14 protein-coding genes, 1 tRNA gene and 2 pseudogenes are annotated in these 15,979 nt (G+C 70.2%); 7 read left to right on the top strand and 10 right to left on the bottom strand.

The annotated features are described in order from the left end of the window. The first annotated feature begins 236 nt into the window (after positions 1 to 236). Positions 237 to 1,565, top strand: coding sequence for an MATE family efflux transporter (locus tag CKO28_RS21710; RefSeq protein WP_200342915.1), 1,329 nt, complete (start codon positions 237 to 239; stop codon positions 1,563 to 1,565). A 266-nt stretch (positions 1,566 to 1,831) separates the two neighbouring features. After that, positions 1,832 to 2,167 carry a DMT family transporter gene (locus CKO28_RS21715; RefSeq protein ID WP_200342916.1) on the top strand — a complete coding sequence of 112 codons (336 nt, stop codon included), beginning with the start codon at positions 1,832 to 1,834 and terminating at the stop codon, positions 2,165 to 2,167. Between the two features lie 11 nt (positions 2,168 to 2,178). Here CKO28_RS21715 and CKO28_RS21720 read toward each other — a convergent pair whose 3' ends face one another. The 3 genes and pseudogenes from CKO28_RS21720 to CKO28_RS28945 all read right to left on the bottom strand — a co-directional run. After that, entirely contained in the window at positions 2,179 to 3,267 is a 1,089-nt protein-coding gene (locus tag CKO28_RS21720; RefSeq protein WP_200342917.1) for an AI-2E family transporter, read from the bottom strand. Positions 3,268 to 3,340: 73 nt separating this feature from the next. After that, positions 3,341 to 4,333 carry a L,D-transpeptidase family protein gene (locus CKO28_RS21725; RefSeq protein WP_338050215.1) on the bottom strand — a complete coding sequence of 331 codons (993 nt, stop codon included), beginning with the start codon at positions 4,331 to 4,333 and terminating at the stop codon, positions 3,341 to 3,343. Positions 4,334 to 4,402: 69 nt separating this feature from the next. Next, positions 4,403 to 4,726: pseudogene (locus tag CKO28_RS28945) on the bottom strand (L,D-transpeptidase scaffold domain-containing protein); the annotation flags it as partial. Positions 4,727 to 4,758: 32 nt separating this feature from the next. Between CKO28_RS28945 and CKO28_RS21730 the strand changes: the two are divergent. The 4 genes from CKO28_RS21730 (at position 4,759) to CKO28_RS21745 (ending at position 8,876) form a co-directional block, all read left to right on the top strand. Further along, positions 4,759 to 5,493, top strand: a complete 735-nt coding sequence (locus tag CKO28_RS21730) for an O-antigen ligase family protein (protein ID WP_200342919.1) — start codon at positions 4,759 to 4,761, stop codon at positions 5,491 to 5,493. A gap of 8 nt (positions 5,494 to 5,501) precedes the next feature. Further along, complete coding sequence (locus CKO28_RS21735; RefSeq protein WP_200342920.1) at positions 5,502 to 6,683, top strand: glycosyltransferase; 1,182 nt, start codon at positions 5,502 to 5,504, stop codon at positions 6,681 to 6,683. Beyond that, positions 6,680 to 7,972, top strand: coding sequence for a glycosyltransferase (locus CKO28_RS21740; protein ID WP_200342921.1), 1,293 nt, complete (start codon positions 6,680 to 6,682; stop codon positions 7,970 to 7,972). The genes CKO28_RS21735 and CKO28_RS21740 overlap by 4 nt, the downstream gene beginning before the upstream one ends. Positions 7,973 to 8,105: 133 nt before the next feature. Continuing rightward, positions 8,106 to 8,876, top strand: a complete 771-nt coding sequence (locus tag CKO28_RS21745; protein WP_200342922.1) for a class I SAM-dependent methyltransferase — start codon at positions 8,106 to 8,108, stop codon at positions 8,874 to 8,876. 148 nt (positions 8,877 to 9,024) lie between these two features. Here CKO28_RS21745 and CKO28_RS21750 read toward each other — a convergent pair whose 3' ends face one another. From CKO28_RS21750 to CKO28_RS21780, 7 genes and pseudogenes are all read right to left on the bottom strand, one after another. Beyond that, complete coding sequence (locus tag CKO28_RS21750) at positions 9,025 to 9,870, bottom strand: ABC transporter permease subunit (RefSeq protein ID WP_200342923.1); 846 nt, start codon at positions 9,868 to 9,870, stop codon at positions 9,025 to 9,027. Between the two features lie 202 nt (positions 9,871 to 10,072). Continuing rightward, the gene (locus CKO28_RS21755; protein WP_200342924.1) at positions 10,073 to 11,044 is read right to left on the bottom strand and encodes an ABC transporter permease subunit; all 972 of its coding nucleotides are present in this window, start codon (positions 11,042 to 11,044) and stop codon (positions 10,073 to 10,075) included. Next, complete coding sequence (locus CKO28_RS21760; RefSeq protein WP_200342925.1) at positions 11,041 to 12,258, bottom strand: ABC transporter ATP-binding protein; 1,218 nt, start codon at positions 12,256 to 12,258, stop codon at positions 11,041 to 11,043. Before CKO28_RS21760 ends, CKO28_RS21755 begins: the two co-directional genes overlap by 4 nt. A 160-nt stretch (positions 12,259 to 12,418) precedes the next feature. Next, positions 12,419 to 13,528, bottom strand: coding sequence for a polyamine ABC transporter substrate-binding protein (locus CKO28_RS21765; RefSeq protein WP_200342926.1), 1,110 nt, complete (start codon positions 13,526 to 13,528; stop codon positions 12,419 to 12,421). Between the two features lie 182 nt (positions 13,529 to 13,710). Next, positions 13,711 to 14,286: pseudogene (locus CKO28_RS21770) on the bottom strand (sugar transferase); the annotation flags it as partial. A 313-nt stretch (positions 14,287 to 14,599) separates the two neighbouring features. Further along, on the bottom strand, positions 14,600 to 15,160 hold the full coding sequence (locus CKO28_RS21775) for a hypothetical protein (RefSeq protein ID WP_200342929.1): 561 nt from the start codon (positions 15,158 to 15,160) through the stop codon (positions 14,600 to 14,602). 269 nt (positions 15,161 to 15,429) lie between these two features. Then, positions 15,430 to 15,504 (bottom strand) — tRNA-Asn (locus tag CKO28_RS21780). 324 nt (positions 15,505 to 15,828) lie between these two features. On the opposite strand from CKO28_RS21780, the gene CKO28_RS21785 reads away from it, so the two are divergent. Then, on the top strand, positions 15,829 to 15,979 hold a 151-nt coding region (locus CKO28_RS21785), incomplete at its 3' end, for a phosphoadenosine phosphosulfate reductase domain-containing protein (RefSeq protein WP_200342932.1).

Genomic DNA, 15,979 nt, shown 5'->3' on the forward strand with positions numbered 1-15,979 from the left:
GAGGGGAGAGGGAGGGGCCCGCGAACCGTAGGTCCGTGGGAGGGTGAGGGTGGGGTTCCCCAGCGGACGGCGAGTCCCACCCTCACCCTGGCCCGCTCCCCTCGAGGGAGAGGGAACCCGCCGACGCGCCCGTCGGGCTCCCCCCGTCACCCCTGGCACCACGGGCTGGCACGCGCTAGAACCGCGCCCGCGATGCCCAGCTCCGATCCGTACAGCCCCGTCCCGCACACCCCCGCATGACCGACCGCGTGCGCCTGGAGGCGCCGGCGCAGAGCGTCTGGCGGCTGGCGGTGCCGATCATCCTGTCCAACCTGTCGACCCCGCTGTTGGGCGCGGTCGACACGGCGGTGATGGGGCACCTGCCGGATGCCACCTACGTCGGCGCGGTCGCGGTCGGCGCGATGGTGTTTTCGTTCCTGTACTGGGGCTTCGGCTTCCTGCGCATGGGCACCACCGGGTTCACCGCGCAGGCGTACGGCGCGGGCGACCGGGACGAGCTGCGCGCGACCCTGGGCCGGCCGCTGCTGCTCGCCGTGCTGTTGGGGGCGGTGCTGATCGCGGTGCAGACGCCGATCGGCGGGCTCGCCTTCTGGCTGGTCGAGACCAGCCCGCAGGTCGAGGGGTTCGCGCGGGAGTACTACGCGATCCGGATCTGGTCGGCGCCATTCGCGCTGACCAACTACGCCGTGCTCGGCTGGCTGTTGGGCACGCAGCGGGCGCGCACGGCGCTGGTGCTGCAGGTGGTGTTGAACGGCACCAACGCGCTGCTCGATCTGGCGTTCGTCTATGGCCTGGGCTGGACCATCGCCGGCGTCGCCGCGGCCAGCCTGATCGCGGAGATCGTCGCCGCCGGGCTGGGTCTGTCGATCTGCGCGGTCCTGCTGCGGCGCGCGGGCGGGCGTTGGGCCTGGAACCGGATCGCCGACCGCGCGCGCCTGACCGAGCTGTTCCGGGTCAACCGCGACATCTTCCTGCGCACCCTGTCGCTGATCTTCGCGTTCGCCTACTTCACCGCCAAGGGCGCGGAGATGGGCGAGACCCGGCTGGCCGCCAACGCGATCCTGATGCAGCTGCAGCAGTTCCTGTCGTTCGGCCTGGACGGCTTCGCCCACGCGGCCGAGATCCTGGCCGGCAATGCGATCGGGGCGAAAGACCGGCCGGGCTTCCGCCGCGCCTGCCGGGCGGCGACCCTGTCCGCCCTCGCTCTCGCGCTGTTCGCCGCCCTGGTGTTCGCGCTGGCCGGCCCCGGGATCGTCCGGCTGTTCACCGACATCGAGGACATCCGCAGCGTCGCCGGCGACTACCTGCCCTGGATGGTGCTGAGCCCGTTCGTCTCGGTCTGGCCGTTCATGCTGGACGGCATCTTCATCGGCGCCACCCGCACCACCGCGATGCGCAACGCCATGCTGGTGTCGCTGGCGATCTACCTGGCGGCCTGCTGGACCCTGATCCCGCTGTTCGACAACCACGGCCTGTGGGCGTCGCTGCTGGTTTTCATGGCGGCCCGCGGGCTGACGCTGGGCTGGTACTTCCCCGCCCTGGCCCGGTCGGTCGGGCGGGGGTGAGCCGGCACGTTTTTCGCGACGCCCATGCGTGCTCGGGACTGCCGAACCTCCGGCGAAAGTCCCCTCTCCTCCCCTGGGAGGAGAGCGCCAGGGAGAGGAGGTTGCCCGCGGCATCGATGCCCGTGGCCCCTCCTCCCCTAGCCCCTCCTCCCAGGGGAGGAGGGGGATTGGTTGGTGCGCCGAAGCCCAGTCGCCCGCCCGCTTGACTGTACCGTCCAGCCGGTATAGTTTGATCGCCGTTCCCGTCAGCCCCTGAGGAGCCGCCGATGTCCGCGACCCTGACCTACAGCCTGCTGGCGCTTGCGATCCTGTTCGAGGTGGCGGCGACCACGGCGCTCAAGGCGTCCGACGGCATGACGCGTCTGACCCCGGCCTTGGTGGTGGTCGCCGGTTATGCCGGCGCGTTCTATCTGCTGGCGCTCAGCCTGAAGACCCTGCCGGTCGGTTTCGTCTACGCCATGTGGTCCGGCTTCGGGATCATCGGCGTGGCGATCGCGGGCGCGGCCGTGTTCGGCGAGAGCGTGAGCGCGGCCAAGGTGATGGGCTTCGTGCTGATCATCGCCGGCGTGGCGCTGGTCAAGGGCGGCGGGGCCGCGGCCTAACCGTCCTCGGCCTAACCGTCCTGGGGGGTCCCAGGCCCGCGATCCGGATGCTGCGCCGGATCGTACAGATGGCTTTGCAGGTAGTAGTCGTCGCTCGCGCGCACCAGCACGCCGATCGACGCGGTGACCGGGATCGCCAGCAAGACGCCGGTGAAGCCGAACAGCGTCCCGCCCGCCATCAGGGCGAAGATCACCCACAGTTCGTGCAGTTCGACGTTCCGGCCGACCAGCCGCGGGGTCAGGACGTTGCCCTCCGCGGCCTGGCCGACCGCGAAGATGCCCACCGTGAGCAGCCACATCCACGGATCGGCGAAGGTGAACACCGCGGAGATCAGCGCGAGCACGCCGCCCAGGATCGCGCCCACGAACGGGATGAACGAGATCGCGCCCGCGAACAGCCCGATCAACAGACCATACGACAGGCCGATCGCGGTCAGGCTGACGGCGTAGAACACCCCCAGGATCGTCGCCACCATCGCGACCCCGCGCATCCAGGCGGCGAGCGTCGCATCGATCTCGCGCGCCCGGGCGCGCACGATCTCCACCGCCGGGCGCGGAATCCGCCGGTCCACGGCCGCGACCAGCCGGTCCCAGTCGCGGATCAGGTAGAACGCGACCAGCGGGGTGATCAGCAGGGTCGACAGGATGTCGAACGCCGCGAGCGAGCCGGAGAACACCGCCTGCACGGCCGACCCGATCCAGCCGGCGGCCGTGCCGGCGTAGGTCGCCGCGGCCTGCTCGATCCGCTGCCGCACCTCGGGCGTCATGTAGGGCTCGATGTCGGCCCACAGCGGCTGCACCAGTTCCGCCGCGCGGGCGCGGATCTCCGGGGCGCGTTCGATCAGGTCGACCGTCTGCGACCAGACCAGCGGGATCGCCGTCGACAGGACGACCACGACGACCAGCCCAAACACGGCCACGACCAGCGCGGTCGCGCCGTTGCGGGAAAAGCCGCGCGCCTCCAGCCGGTCGCACAGCGGATCCAGCATGTAGGCGATCACCATGCCGAGGACGAACGGAAACAGGATGCTGGACAGCAGATAAAGGCCGCCCAGAAACGCGACGACGGCGAGCAGCCAGATGCGGGCGCGGATGCTCATGACGAGAGGCGTCTTCCCTTCCTCGTGGGCGCGCCCCGCTGCCTAGCACCGCCCGACCGCGGCTGTCGCCCCCTCACGAACCGCCTTGGGCGGATGCCATCCGTCGGGCAAGCTCGGCGTCGCGGCCGTAGACGTCGGCGCGCAGCTGCAGCGTGCCGTCGGCGTCGACCCAGGCGGTGCGGTAGACGATCCGCACCGGCACCGGAGTCTCAAGCCGGGCGCGCACCGTCCGGCCCGAAGCGACCGCACGGTCGATCCGCGCGGGCGTCCAGCCATCGGTCCGCGCCAGCAACGCCCGGGCAAGCGCCATCGGTCGGTCGATCCGGATGCAGCCCGAGGAGTAGGTCCGCCGCGCGTGCCCGAACAACCCGGTCTCCGGGGTATCGTGGATATAGACGTTGTGCCGGTTGGGGAACATGAATTTGACCCGGCCCAGCGGGTTGCCCGGACCGGGCGCCTGCACCAAGCGGTAGCTTCCCAGCCGGTCGGCGGCGCGGTCCCAGGAGACGGCCGCCGGCCGCAGCGTTGGCGCGTCGGCCCCCCAGCCGGCGTAGACCTGCATGTTCGCACGCGTCAGGTAGCCCGGATCGCGCCGGATCCGCGGCAGCAGATCGGCGCGCGCGATCGACCGCGGCACGGTCCAGCTGGGATTGAACACCAGATGGGTGATCCGGTCGGCGAATACCGGGGTCGGCCGGGCGGCCATGCCGACGATCGCCCGGGCGTGCATCACCGGCGTGCCGCCGTCCAGCAGCGTCATCCGGAATCCGGGCACGTTGACCCGCACCGACAGGCCGTCCGCCGGCCGGTGCCAGCGTAACCGCTCCAGGTTCCGGGCGATCTGGGCGGCCCGCGCGCCGGCGGACACGTTGAGCGCGGCCCGCGTCCGGGCGGCGACGACACCGTCCGGCACCAAACCGTGGCGGGCCTGAAACCGCTGTACGGCCGCGGCGAGTGCGGGCCCGAACCGGTCCGGTTCCGGCGCGTAGCCGGCCAGGTCGCCGCTCGCCGCCAGGCGGCGGTGCAGGATCGCAACCCGATCGCCGCGATCGCCTTCCTGCAACACCGGACCGGTCGCCAGTTCGGGCCAGCCGCCGGCCGCTTGGATCGCCTGGTGGGTGGTCAGGGCGCGGGCAAGCGCACGGTAACCGGCGTGCCGGGGCGCCAGCGCCGCGAGATGGACGTCGACCGCCCGGGCCTGGCGCACGTCCGCCAGCCAGGCCGATACCTGAAGCTGCGTCTCGGCATGCCCGGCCGGCCGAAACGGCGCCCGGCCGTGGCGCAGGTCGCCCAGGTAGCGCAGGAACGCCGCCGTCAGACGCAGCTCCAGGCGGGCGCGTTCCCGGGCGCCGGCTGCGTCGATCCGGGCAAGCGCCCGGGCCAGCCGATCGGCGTCGTAGTCCCCCGGCGCCAGACCGTGCTGCCCGGCTGCCTGCAACGCCGCCGCCAGGGCGCGCGCCGGCGCGCCGACTGTTTGGCCTGATCGGTGCGGTGTTACTGCTGCTGGGCCTGATCAGCACGGAGTCGCGGGGCGGTTTCGTCAACCTGGTCGCCGTCGTGTTCCTGCTTGCGGTCCAGTTCCGGCATTTCTTCCATCCGCGCTACCTCGGGCTGTTCGTGGGCGGCGTGAGCGCGGCCATGGTGTTGATCGTGGTGCTGGTACCGCAGGAATACATCCAGCGGCAGGCCAGCCTTCAGTTGCTGGTCGAATGGGTCACGGGCGATGGGCGGGAACTCGCATCGGATGCCGCGCTGGACCGCCGGGCCGGCTATATCCAGGTCGCCTTCGACGCGTTCCCCAGGCATCCGGTATTGGGCACCGGTCCGGATACGTTCAAGGAGATCTGGGCCAATTCCAGGCAGGCCCGCTGGTTCGAGATGTCGGAACGGCCGGCCCACAACACCTATCTCGAAGTGCTGATCGGTAACGGGATCGTCGGGCTGGCGGCCTTCCTGGCGCTGCTGCTGGTGACCTACCGCAACTATGCCGGCGCCGAGCGGCTGCTGCGCCAACACGGCGACGAGACCAGCGCCCATCTGATCGGGGCCTACAAGATCGCGTTCCTCTCGGTGCTGATCTACTTCCTGGTGAAAAGCGGGATCGATCACAAGTATTTCATTCTGGCCCTGCCGCTGTCGGTCGCCGCGCAGCGGTTTGCGGCGCACCGTATTCAACACCTGCGGGCGGGCGGCGACGCGCCGAGGCCGCAGGTCGGTCCCGCCTGACGCCGGCCGTGGCCTGGGTCCTGCTCGCCGTCGCCGGCCTGATCGTCGCCCTGCCGACGCTGCTGTATCCCGCCGCGCTGCGGCTGGCGGCGGCGCTGCGTCCGGCGCCGGTCGCCCCGACGCCGCGGCCGGGCCGGGCCACCGTCGTGGTCGCGTTCACCGGCGGCGGCCCCCTGCTCGCAGCGAAGGTGTCACGGCTTGCAGCTGTCGCCGCAGCCAGCGGCTGGCAGGTCGATACCGTGCTCGCCGGCGACGGGCCGATCGCCGAGGCGGACCGGCGCAGCGCACGGGCGGCCGCCGGCGACATGCCGGTCACGCTGTGCGCCCTGGACGCCCCGGCCGGCAAGGCAGCGGCGCTCAATCTGGGTGCCGGCCACGCGACCGGCGACGTCCTGGTGTTCTCCGACCTCGACGCCGATCTCGCGGACGACGCGCTCGCCACGCTATGCCGCTGGTTCGCCGAGCCGTCGGTCGGCGCCGTCTGCGGCCGGCGCCAGATCGTGCGCGACGGCGGCCCGGCCGTCGCGGCCGCGGGGCAGCGCGCCTATACCGACCTGGACAGCCGGATCAAGCTGCTGGAAAACCGGCTGGGCGCGATCACCTCCAACGACGGCAAGCTCTATGCCATGCGCCGGTCGCTGTTCCGGCCGATCCACCCGGCCGCGACCGACGATCTGTACAACGCGCTGACCGTGGTCGCCCAGGGCTACCGGGTGCTGTTCGAGCCGGCCGCGGTCGCACGCATCCCGAGCCCGGCCTGGACCGTCGGTCACGATCTGAGGCGCCGGCGCCGGGTCACGCTGCGCGGACTGACCGGCCTGTTCGCCCGGCCGCGGCTGCTGCTCGCACCGCGGTTCGGGCTGTTCGGCCCGCGGCTGATCGTCAACAAGCTGCTGCGCCGGTGCTTGCCCGTGGCCGGTCTACTGGTCCTGCTGGCGCTGCTGCTGCTGGCGCCCGCGCACGCCTGGGCCGGCTGGCTGATCGCGGCGGCGCTCCTGGGTGGGTTGGGCACGGCGGCCTACGCACCGCTCGCGCGCCGCGGCGTTACCGGGCGCCTGCCGGCCAAGGCCGACAAACTCTGGGCATCCGCGTTCTACGCCGGGCTTGGCATGCTGGGGATGCTGCTGGGCCTGGTCGATTTCTTGCGCGGCAAGCGGGTGGTCCGCTGGGCCCCGCGCAAGGCCGCATGACCCACCCCGCCGCCGCCACTCAAGGCACCGACCCGGCGATGCCGCGGGTGGGCATCCTGATCGGCTCGCTCGAGGCCGGCGGCGCGCAGCGGGTGGCGCTCGCCCTGGCGCACGACCTGCTGTTCGACGGCTGGGAGGTGCGCCTGCTGCTGCTCAACCCCGAGCGCGAGATGGCGCTGCCGGGAAGTTCCGAGGCGCAGCAGGCGCTGGAGGCCCGGCTGACCGTGCTGGGCGGCTCCAGCGTGCGCGCCGGCACGCTGTCCAAGAGCCTGCGCTTCCCGCGCCTTCACCGGCGCCTGGCGGCCGCGGTGGCCGCGCATCGCCTGGACGTCGTGGTCAGCTTCATGGAACGGGCCAACCTGCTGAACCTGCTGGGCAACCGGGCGGTGCCGCGGATCGTCTCGGTGCGCAAGCAGATCTCGGTCGCGCTCGCCGACAAGTCGGCGTTCAAGCGCACGCTGGTCGTGCGCGCCTATCCGCTGCTGCTCCGCCGCGCCGCCGCGATCGTGCTGAACGCGCACGGCTCGGCCACGGAGTTCGCCCGGCGTTTCGGATTGCCGGCGGACCGCCTGAGCGTGATCCCCAACCCGGTCGCCCCCGATGTGGCGACCCGCGCCCGCGAAACGCCCGATGGGCCGGGCGACGACATGCTCGGCCCGGAGACGATCGTCGCCGTCGGCCGCCTGGTTGCGGCCAAAGGCCAGGTTCCGCTGCTGCGCGCGTTCGCTGCCGTGCGCGCGGCGTGTCCCGACGCGCGTCTGGTCATCGTCGGCGACGGTCCGCTTCGGGATCGCCTGAGCAACCTGGCGGACGAGCTGGGCGTGGCGCCGGCGGTCCGGCTGGCCGGGTTCCAGGCCAACCCCTATCCCTGGATCGCCGGGGCCGGCGTGGTCGCCCTGCCCTCGCGCGCGGAAGGCTTCCCCAATGCACTGCTGGAGGCGATGTACCTGGGCCGGGCCTGCGTCGCCGCCGACTGCCCGTCGGGCCCGCGCGAGCTGCTGGCCCCGGACACATCGGTCGACCGGGTCGCCGCCGGCCTGGAGATGACGGACGCGGGCATCCTGGTGCCGCCGATGCCGCCCGCCGACCTCGACGCGGCGGCCCCGCTGACCTCGGCGGAACAGGCCCTCTCGGAAGCTCTGACACGGCTGCTGCGCGATACCGCCCTGCGCCAACGCCTCGAGCGCGGCGCGTCGGCGCGCGCAACAGCCTTTACCCCGGAACGGGCGACGGCCGCGTGGCAGGCGGTGATCGCCGAATCCCTGTCGGCCCGGGGCCCAACCCGGTAACGCCGCCGTCATCGGTGTCGGCGCGACAGGGCGCGCCGCGGCAACGCGCTCGACGCGAATGCGCTTGCCTGATGTGTGTTCACGGTTGATACTGGTCCGGCGTGATTGGGAACCGCGCGGGCGCGATCGGGGGGTGAGCGTGATCGATGGTTGGGGTGTCGCGGCGATCGTGGCGGCGATCGGACTGACGGGTCTGGCACTGGCTCTCTACGTCCGCCGCAAGGTCCGCCTGCTGTCCCAACGGATCGATCGGGCACGGGACGTCGCCGCCAGCCGGGCCACAGACGCGAGCTACCTCGCACGCGTGCTGCCCCCCACCGCATGTTTGCCGCGCCCGACGAACTGGTCGCTTGGCGGCGACACCCTGCACTGGCTGCTGAGCGAGGTCGAAAGACGCCGGCCGCGGCTCGTCGTCGACCTCGGCGGCGGCCTGTCGACCGTCCTGCTGGGCCTGCGCCTGAAGGAACTTGGCTGCGGCCAGGTCGTCTCGGTCGATCACGACGCCGGGTTCGCGGCGACCACCCAAGCGTTCGTGTCGCTCAACGCGCTCGACGGGATCGTCGAGGTTCGGGTTGCCCCGCTGACCGCCAACACGGCCCTGCCGGGCAAGGCCGTCTGGTACGACACCGACAAGTTGGCGGATTTGCGCGACGTCGATCTGTTGGTGATCGACGGTCCGCCGATGTCGGCCGGCAAACGGGTCCGGGAAGCCGCGCTCACCTTCTTCCAGGAGCGCTTCGCCGCGGACTGGATGGCCGTCCTGGACGACGCGCACCGGCCCGGCGAGCGTGCCATCCTCGAAAGCTGGCGCGGCGGGCGGAACGGCTTCGCGATCGACGTGCTGCCGTTCGCGACCCCGACCGCCCGGATCTTCCCGGCACAGGCTTCCGAACCGTCGCCATAACAGGGCAGGGTCCCGAAAAAGGCAACGAGGTTGTCGTAGAGCAAGGTGCTGAAAGGTGAAGCCACCTTGTCAGCTGAGTCTTGCTCTCTCTTCAACAGTTAGCGCAAAATTCACGGTGAAGGCCGACTCGACCTTCATCGATTTTGCTCTAGTACCCCGCCTGCTGCAGGGCCTGCTGGATGTCGGCCTGGCGGCGCTTTTCCTGACGGTGCATCAGGATCCCGGCGAGGATCACGGCGATCGTCACGATGCCGACGATGATCGTCGCCAGCGCGTTGATCTGCGGCGAGACGCCCAGGCGCACCTTGGAGAACACCACCATCGGCAGGGTCGAACTGCCGGGCCCGGAGACGAACGAGGCGATCACCAGGTCGTCCAGCGACAGCGTGAACGACAGCAGGAAGCCCGCGATGCAGGCCGGCGCGATGATCGGCAGGGTCACGGTGAAGAACACCTTGGCCGGCCGCGCGCCGAGGTCGAGCGCGGCCTCCTCAATCGAGCCGTCCAGCGCGGACATGCGCGACTGCACGATCACCGTGACGTAGGCCATGCAGAAGGTCGCGTGCGCGATCGTGATCGTGTCCACGCCGCGCCCCTGCGGCCAGCCGAACCACTGCTGGGTGGAGACGAACATCAGCAACAGCGAGATGCCGATGATCACGTCCGGCATCACCAAAGGCCCGGTCACCAGGCTGGTGAAGAAGGTCCGGCCGCGGAAGCTGCCGTAGCGCGCCAGCGCCATCCCGGCCAGCGTGCCGAACACCACCGCGATCGCGCCGGTCATCAGCGCGATCTTCAGCGACAGGAAGGCCGCCTCCAGGATCTGCTCGTTCCGCACCAGTTCGCCGTACCACTTGGTCGAAAACCCGCCCCAGACGGTGACCAGCTTGGATTCGTTGAACGAATAGACGATCAGCGAGACGATCGGCCCGTACAGGAAGGCGAAGCCGAACACCATCATGGTGATCACGAAGGGCGACAGCCGCCGGGTCATACCAGCGCGTCCCGCATGCATGCCTGGCCGCTCGCGACCGTCGGCACGGCGCCTCGGCGGGTCCCCTCTCCGACAATGGGGGGAGGGAGCCAGGGTGAGGTGGTGTGCAGGGCATAGATGGCGCGGCAACCTCCTCTCCCTAACCCTCTCCTCCCAGGTGGAGGAGAGGGGATGAGTTGGTGTCTCGCCTGACCGAGCGCCGTCATTCAAGCGCCTCCTGGGCCTTCACCTGCTGGCGCTGCAGGATCACGATCGGGATCACCAGGACCAGGATCAGGACGATCGTCACCGCCGAGGCGACCGGCCAGTCGCGGTTGGAGAAGAACTCGTTCCATAGGATCTTGCCGATCATCAGCGTGTCCGGCCCGCCGAGCAGCGACGGGATCACGAACTCGCCGACCGCCGGGATGAACACCAGCATCGAGCCCGCCAGGATGCCCGGCAGCGACAGCGGCACGGTCACGGTAAAGAACGCCCTGATCGGCCGGGCGCCCAGGTCTTCCGCCGCTTCCAGCAGGCTGACGTCGAGCTTTTCCAAGGTCGCGTAGAGCGGCAGGATCATGAACGGCAGGTAGCTGTAGACGATCCCGACGTAGACCGAGAAGTCGTTGTGCAGCATGTCGAGCGGCTGGTCGATGATGCCGAGCGACATCAGCGCGGCGTTGATCAGCCCCTTCTGCTTCAGAATGCCGATCCAGGCGTAGACGCGCAGCAGGAACGACGTCCAGAACGGCAGGATCACCATCAACAGCAGAAGTGTGCGCACCGTGGCGGGCGTGCGCGCGATGCCATAGGCGATCGGGTAGCCGACCAAGAGGCACAGCACGGTCGAGACCAGCGCGATCTTCAGCGAGTTCAGGTAGGCGATCCAGTACAGCGGGTCCTGCAGCAGCCAGGCGTAGTTCGACCAGAACACCTGGATGGTCGGCCAGGTCTGCCCGTCCGGCCACAGCAGGAACGCCGTATAGGGCGGGCGCTGCAGCACCATCTGCGCCAGCGAGATCTTGGCGACGATCACGAAGGGGACGAAGAAGAACACGAACAGCCAGGCGTACGGCAGCGCGATCACGCCCGTCCGCCCGTCGACCGAAAGCCGCCGGGCGAGCGCCCGCGCGGCCGTGCGCAACCGGGCCAGCGCCGTCGCGTCGCCGGGCTTCGCGGTCGCCTCGGTCATTCCGTGAGCACCAGGCCGGCCTCGGTGGACCACTCGACGATCACCGGATCGTCCCAGTCGATCTCGCGCTTGCGCGACCGGAAGACGTTGGGCTGCAGCGCCTCCACCAGCTCGCCCGGGCCGCAGTCGATCCGGAAGATCGAGGTGTCGCCCATGTAGGCGACATCCCGCACCGTCCCGCGCAGGGCGTTGGTCGCCGCCAGCTCGCCGCCGTCGTCCGGCCGGACGCGCAGCTTCTCCGGCCGGACCGAGAACCAGACCCGCTGGCCGTCGCGCACCCGCACGGCGCTGTCGACCTCCAGACCGCACGGCACCCGATCCGCGGCGACGCGCACGCGGCCGTCGTGCACCTCCTGGACCGTGCCCTCGAACATGTTGATCGAGCCGATGAAATCGGCGGTGAAGCGGGTGCGCGGGAATTCGTAGACCTCGGTCGGCGTGCCGACCTGCTGGACCCGGCCCCTGTCCATCACCGCCATCCGGGTGGACAGGGTCATGGCCTCTTCCTGGTCGTGGGTCACCACGACGAAGGTCACGCCGACCTCGTCCTGGATGTTCATCAGCTCGAACTGCGTCTGCTCGCGCAGCTTTTTGTCCAGCGCGGCGAGCGGCTCGTCCAGCAGCAGCAGCTTGGGCCGCTTGACCAGCGCCCGGGCGAGCGCGACGCGCTGGCGCTGCCCGCCGGACAGCTGGTGGGGCTTGCGCTTCGCCCAGGGGTCCAGCTGGACCAGATCGAGCAGCTGGTGCACCCGGCGCCTGATTTCGTCTTTCCCGACCCGGTCCTGCTTCAGGCCGTAGGCGACGTTCTGCTCCACGCTCATGTGCGGGAACAGGGCGTAGGACTGGAACATCATGTTGACCGGGCGCGCGTAGGGCGCCTGGTCGGTCACGTCCTGCCCGTCGATCAGGATCCGCCCGCTGGTCGGCCGCTCGAAGCCGGCCAGCATGCGCAACAGCGTGGTCTTGCCGCAGCCGGACGCGCCCAGCAGGCAGAACAACTCGCCCTGGTAGATCGACAGCTCGGTGTTGTCGACGGCGGTGAATTCGCCGAACCGCTTGGTCACCCCCTCGATCCGCACGTACGGCTGCGCGTTCGGATCTTCCCAGGGCTCCGGCGCCGGGTCGCGCGGGCGCACGGGCGCGCCGCGCGCGCCGACCTGCGGCGTACGCGTACGGGACGTACGGTCTTCGGACGGGGTCGGGGTGCGATCCATCGTCAAACGGGTCTTCCCTGGGCCTATCGGGCGAACCCGGTGGGCGCGGCGGCCGAAACGCAACGCGGCGCGGCGGAACCGGCGGGCGCGTACGTGTGCGAACGTGCCGCGCCCCGGGCCCGCCGCGCCGGCGTCGCTCGGGCGGCCTGACGTCCAGCCGTTACAGGCCGGTTTTCACCGACGTCCAGCTGCGCGTGCGCAGCCGCCGGTATTGCGCCGAGTTCGGCACGTCGACGAACAGCTTATCCTTGATCTCCGGCGGCGGGTAGATCGAGGGGTTATTCAGGATCTCGTCGTCGATGTACTTCTCGGCGGCGGCGTTGGCGGTCGGATACCAGACGTAGTTGGTGTTCTGGGCCGCGATCTTCGGGCGCATGTTGAAGTTCAGCCACTTGTGCGCGGCATCCGGATGCGGCGCGTCGGCCGGGATCGCCATGATGTCGAACCACTGCACCGTGCCCTCCTTGGGGATGGTGTAGGCGACCTCGACCCCCTGGCCGGCCTCGCTCGCGCGCGACTGCGCGATGTAGACGTCGCCGGACCAGCCCAGCGCGACGCAGATATCGCCGTTGGCGAGATCGTTGATGTACTGCGAGGAGTGGAAGTACTTCACGTGCGGCCGGATCTTCTTGAGGTGCGCCTCGACCTTCTTGAGGTCCGCCGGGTCCTCGCTCTCCGGGTCGATGCCGAGGTAGTGCTTGACCAGCGGATAGACCTCGGTCGGCGAGTCCAGCAGCGCGACGCCGCAGTCGGACAGCTTGGACACGACGTCGGGATCGAACAGCAAATCCCAGGAGTTCGTCGGCGCGTCCTCGCCCAGGCGCTCCGCGACCATGTTGACGTTGTAGCCGATCCCGTTGGTGCCCCACATATAGGGGATGCCGTACTGATTACCCGGATCGAACCGCTGCATCCGTTGCATGATGCCGTCGTCCAGGTGTTTCATGTTGTCCAGCTTGGACTTGTCCAGCTTCTGGTACAGCCCGGCCTGGATCTGGCGCTGGAAGAAACCGCTGGTCGGCACCACGATGTCGTAGCCGGTGTTGCCGGCCATCAGTTTGCCTTCCAGCACGGCATTGCTGTCGTAGACGTCGTAGTTGACCTCGATCCCGAACTCTTCCTCGAACATCGGGATCGTGTCTTCGTGGATGTAGTCCGACCAGTTGTAGACGTTGAGCGTCTTGTCCTGGGCGCTGGCGGGGGTCGCGGCCGTGGCCGCGAGCACACCGGCAACCGCCAGCGCGGTGGAAATCCGGAGGGTGGCGGTCATCGAGCCTCCTGCTGTTCAGATGTTGGGCTGTTCAGATGTCGGGCTGTTCGGGTGATGAACTGTCGTGGGACCGCGCGGCGGGCGCACGGTCGTGTGCGTTCGATGGATCGGGCGGCGCCGGGACGCGCCACGTCGGCGGGGCGCGCCAATATCCCGTATTCAGGCGCCCGACACCCGGCTTGTCAATCGCGCGGCGCGGTCGCGCCGGCCCCGGCGATCACCGCGCCCGGCGTTCGCAGCAGGATCACGAGGTCCCCAAAGCCTGTGCGGCCAGCGACATAGGCGAGGTCGTGGCGGGTCCTGCGGTACAATTCGTCCGGCCGGCGGACCGCGCCGCGGCAGCCGTTGACCTGCGCCCGCCCGGTCAGGCCGGGGCGCGCCTGCCGCCGGGCGGCATAGCCCGGCAGCAGGCGCGCGAAGCGCAGGTCGTCCCGCAGCGCGTGCGGGCGCGGGCCGACCAGCGACATCTCCCCGCGCAGCACGTTGATCAGTTGCGGCAGCTCGTCCAGGCCGCTTCGGCGCAGCCAACGGCCGATGCGGGTGACCCGCGGATCGCCGGGCCAGACCTGACCGCCGCCGGCGCGCGCGTGCAGGGTGCGCAGCTTGAAGATCCGAAACCGCCGGCCGTGCTGGCCGACCCGGGTCTGCAGGAACAGCGCCGGTCCCGGCGTGTCCAGCCGGATCGCCAGCGCGGCCAGCAGCAGCACGGGCGTGGCGGCGACGAGCAGCGCGGCGGCCACCGTCAAATCAACCGCCCGCTTGGTGCGGTCCCGGAAATCCGCCCGGCCTCGCGGGCGCGCGCCAGCACCGGCATCGCCGCGTCAGGCCCGCGGCCCGGCCGGCCAGTCGCGAACTGCCGCCGACTTGCGCATGCGCTGCCCCGTGCCGCCATCCCATGCAACCGCCTGCAACGGTCGTTACGACGCTAGCCGGCGGACAGCGGACCTGTCACGCGTTTTCGGCGGCACCGCCCACGGGACAACACCCCCGACGTGCCGAGGGGCGGCTTTCGATTATATCCAGGCTCCCGGCGCGCGAACCGGCACGCGCGAACCGGCAAACGCCGAGCAGCTAGTGCACCCAGGTCGGGGCGGCCGGCGCCATCTCGAACAGCCACGCCGCCGCGGTCTCCTGGATCAGGCCGGCCCCGCGGGCCCGCTGCCCCAGGATGCCGAGCAGACGGTAGGCCGTATCCCGGTCCAGCAGCAGCTTGAACGCCGGCTCGCCGTCGTGGGCGCGGCCGCGGCCGAAGCTCTGGCGCGTCCCGGCGAAGGCGAGCAGCAGATGACCGTCCTGCTGGCTCACCGTGACCTCGTTGGCGAGCACGGTGGGCGCGTCCTCCCAGTCCGCGTAGGGCGCGAAGCGGCCGCCATCCGCCGCGGCCGCGCCGATCCGCTCGCCCGGCAGGCGGTCGGCCGGCACCGGCTGGTCGGCCGAGGCCGGGCTCAGACCGCGCAGCGCATCGCCCGCGTGGTCGAGCAGTTTCTGCAGCGTGCTCTCCGCCAGCAGGACGGCGCGGCGGCCATGCGCGCGGGTGTCGGCCGCCGCGAAGACGGTACGCCCGTCCACGCTCAGCCCGATCGAAAGCGCGGTCGCCACGGGATAGTCGCGGATCTGGGCGGTCTGGCTCATCGTCTTGTGTCCCCGGTCCAAGCTGCCTGACGGATCGGCCGCGCCGATATATATAGCTAGCTTTATATTGCCGAGGCGTTGCCGGCCGCCCTTCCCTTTCAGCGACCCCAAATAGTTGGATCACGTCACAGCGACCGCGCGGAAACGACACCCGGCCGCGCCCCGCGGGCACACGCGGCCGGCGCTGGATACACATGGGCGCCTGCCGCCCAAACCCCGCCGGCGGACTTTCCGAGGTTTATGTCAACACGTCGGAATCGATGACAAGGTGGCTCCCGGGGAGGGATTCGAACCCCCGACTAATCGGTTAACAGCCGATTGCTCTACCACTGAGCTACCCGGGACCAGACTGCGTGTCGTGGCGGCGCCAAAAGCCGCCCGCGCAAACGCGGCTAGACGTATTGCATATCGCCCGCCGCCGGGGCAATGCTTGATTCGTCGATTTTCCATCCCGCCGCGGCGACGGGTCGGGCGTCCGGGCGTGCGCCTGCAAGGGCGCTTGGGGTACCCCGCCAAGGACGGATGACGCGCGTTCGCACCGGTTGCAGGATCATTCACGAATACGTAGGTTCCCGCGGTCTAAAGGCTGGAATTGGCCCATTCTACAACGTCGGATCGTTCTTATGTCGGAGACCCTCGCCGCCGCCCAGCACCTCTCGCCCGCGCGGATGACCCATCTGCAGCGCCTTGAGGCGGAGGCGATCCAGATCTTCCGGGAGGTCGCGGCGCAGTTCCGCAGCCCGGTGATCCTCTATTCGATCGGCAAGGATTCGACGGTGCTGCTGCACCTGGCGATGAAGGCGTTCTACCCGTCCAAGC

It is taken from the genome of Rhodovibrio sodomensis, assembly GCF_016583645.1.
Classification (GTDB): Bacteria; Pseudomonadota; Alphaproteobacteria; order Kiloniellales; family Rhodovibrionaceae; genus Rhodovibrio; species Rhodovibrio sodomensis.

Coding starts and splice junctions, on each gene's coding strand:
- CKO28_RS21710 (WP_200342915.1), top strand. CDS start 237: ATGACCGACCGCGTGCGCCTGGAGGCGCCGGCGCAGAGCGTCTGGCGG.
- CKO28_RS21715 (WP_200342916.1), top strand. CDS start 1,832: ATGTCCGCGACCCTGACCTACAGCCTGCTGGCGCTTGCGATCCTGTTC.
- CKO28_RS21720 (WP_200342917.1), bottom strand. CDS start 3,267: ATGAGCATCCGCGCCCGCATCTGGCTGCTCGCCGTCGTCGCGTTTCTG.
- CKO28_RS21740 (WP_200342921.1), top strand. CDS start 6,680: ATGACCCACCCCGCCGCCGCCACTCAAGGCACCGACCCGGCGATGCCG.
- CKO28_RS21750 (WP_200342923.1), bottom strand. CDS start 9,870: ATGACCCGGCGGCTGTCGCCCTTCGTGATCACCATGATGGTGTTCGGC.
- CKO28_RS21755 (WP_200342924.1), bottom strand. CDS start 11,044: ATGACCGAGGCGACCGCGAAGCCCGGCGACGCGACGGCGCTGGCCCGG.
- CKO28_RS21760 (WP_200342925.1), bottom strand. CDS start 12,258: ATGGATCGCACCCCGACCCCGTCCGAAGACCGTACGTCCCGTACGCGT.
- CKO28_RS21765 (WP_200342926.1), bottom strand. CDS start 13,528: ATGACCGCCACCCTCCGGATTTCCACCGCGCTGGCGGTTGCCGGTGTG.
- CKO28_RS21775 (WP_200342929.1), bottom strand. CDS start 15,160: ATGAGCCAGACCGCCCAGATCCGCGACTATCCCGTGGCGACCGCGCTT.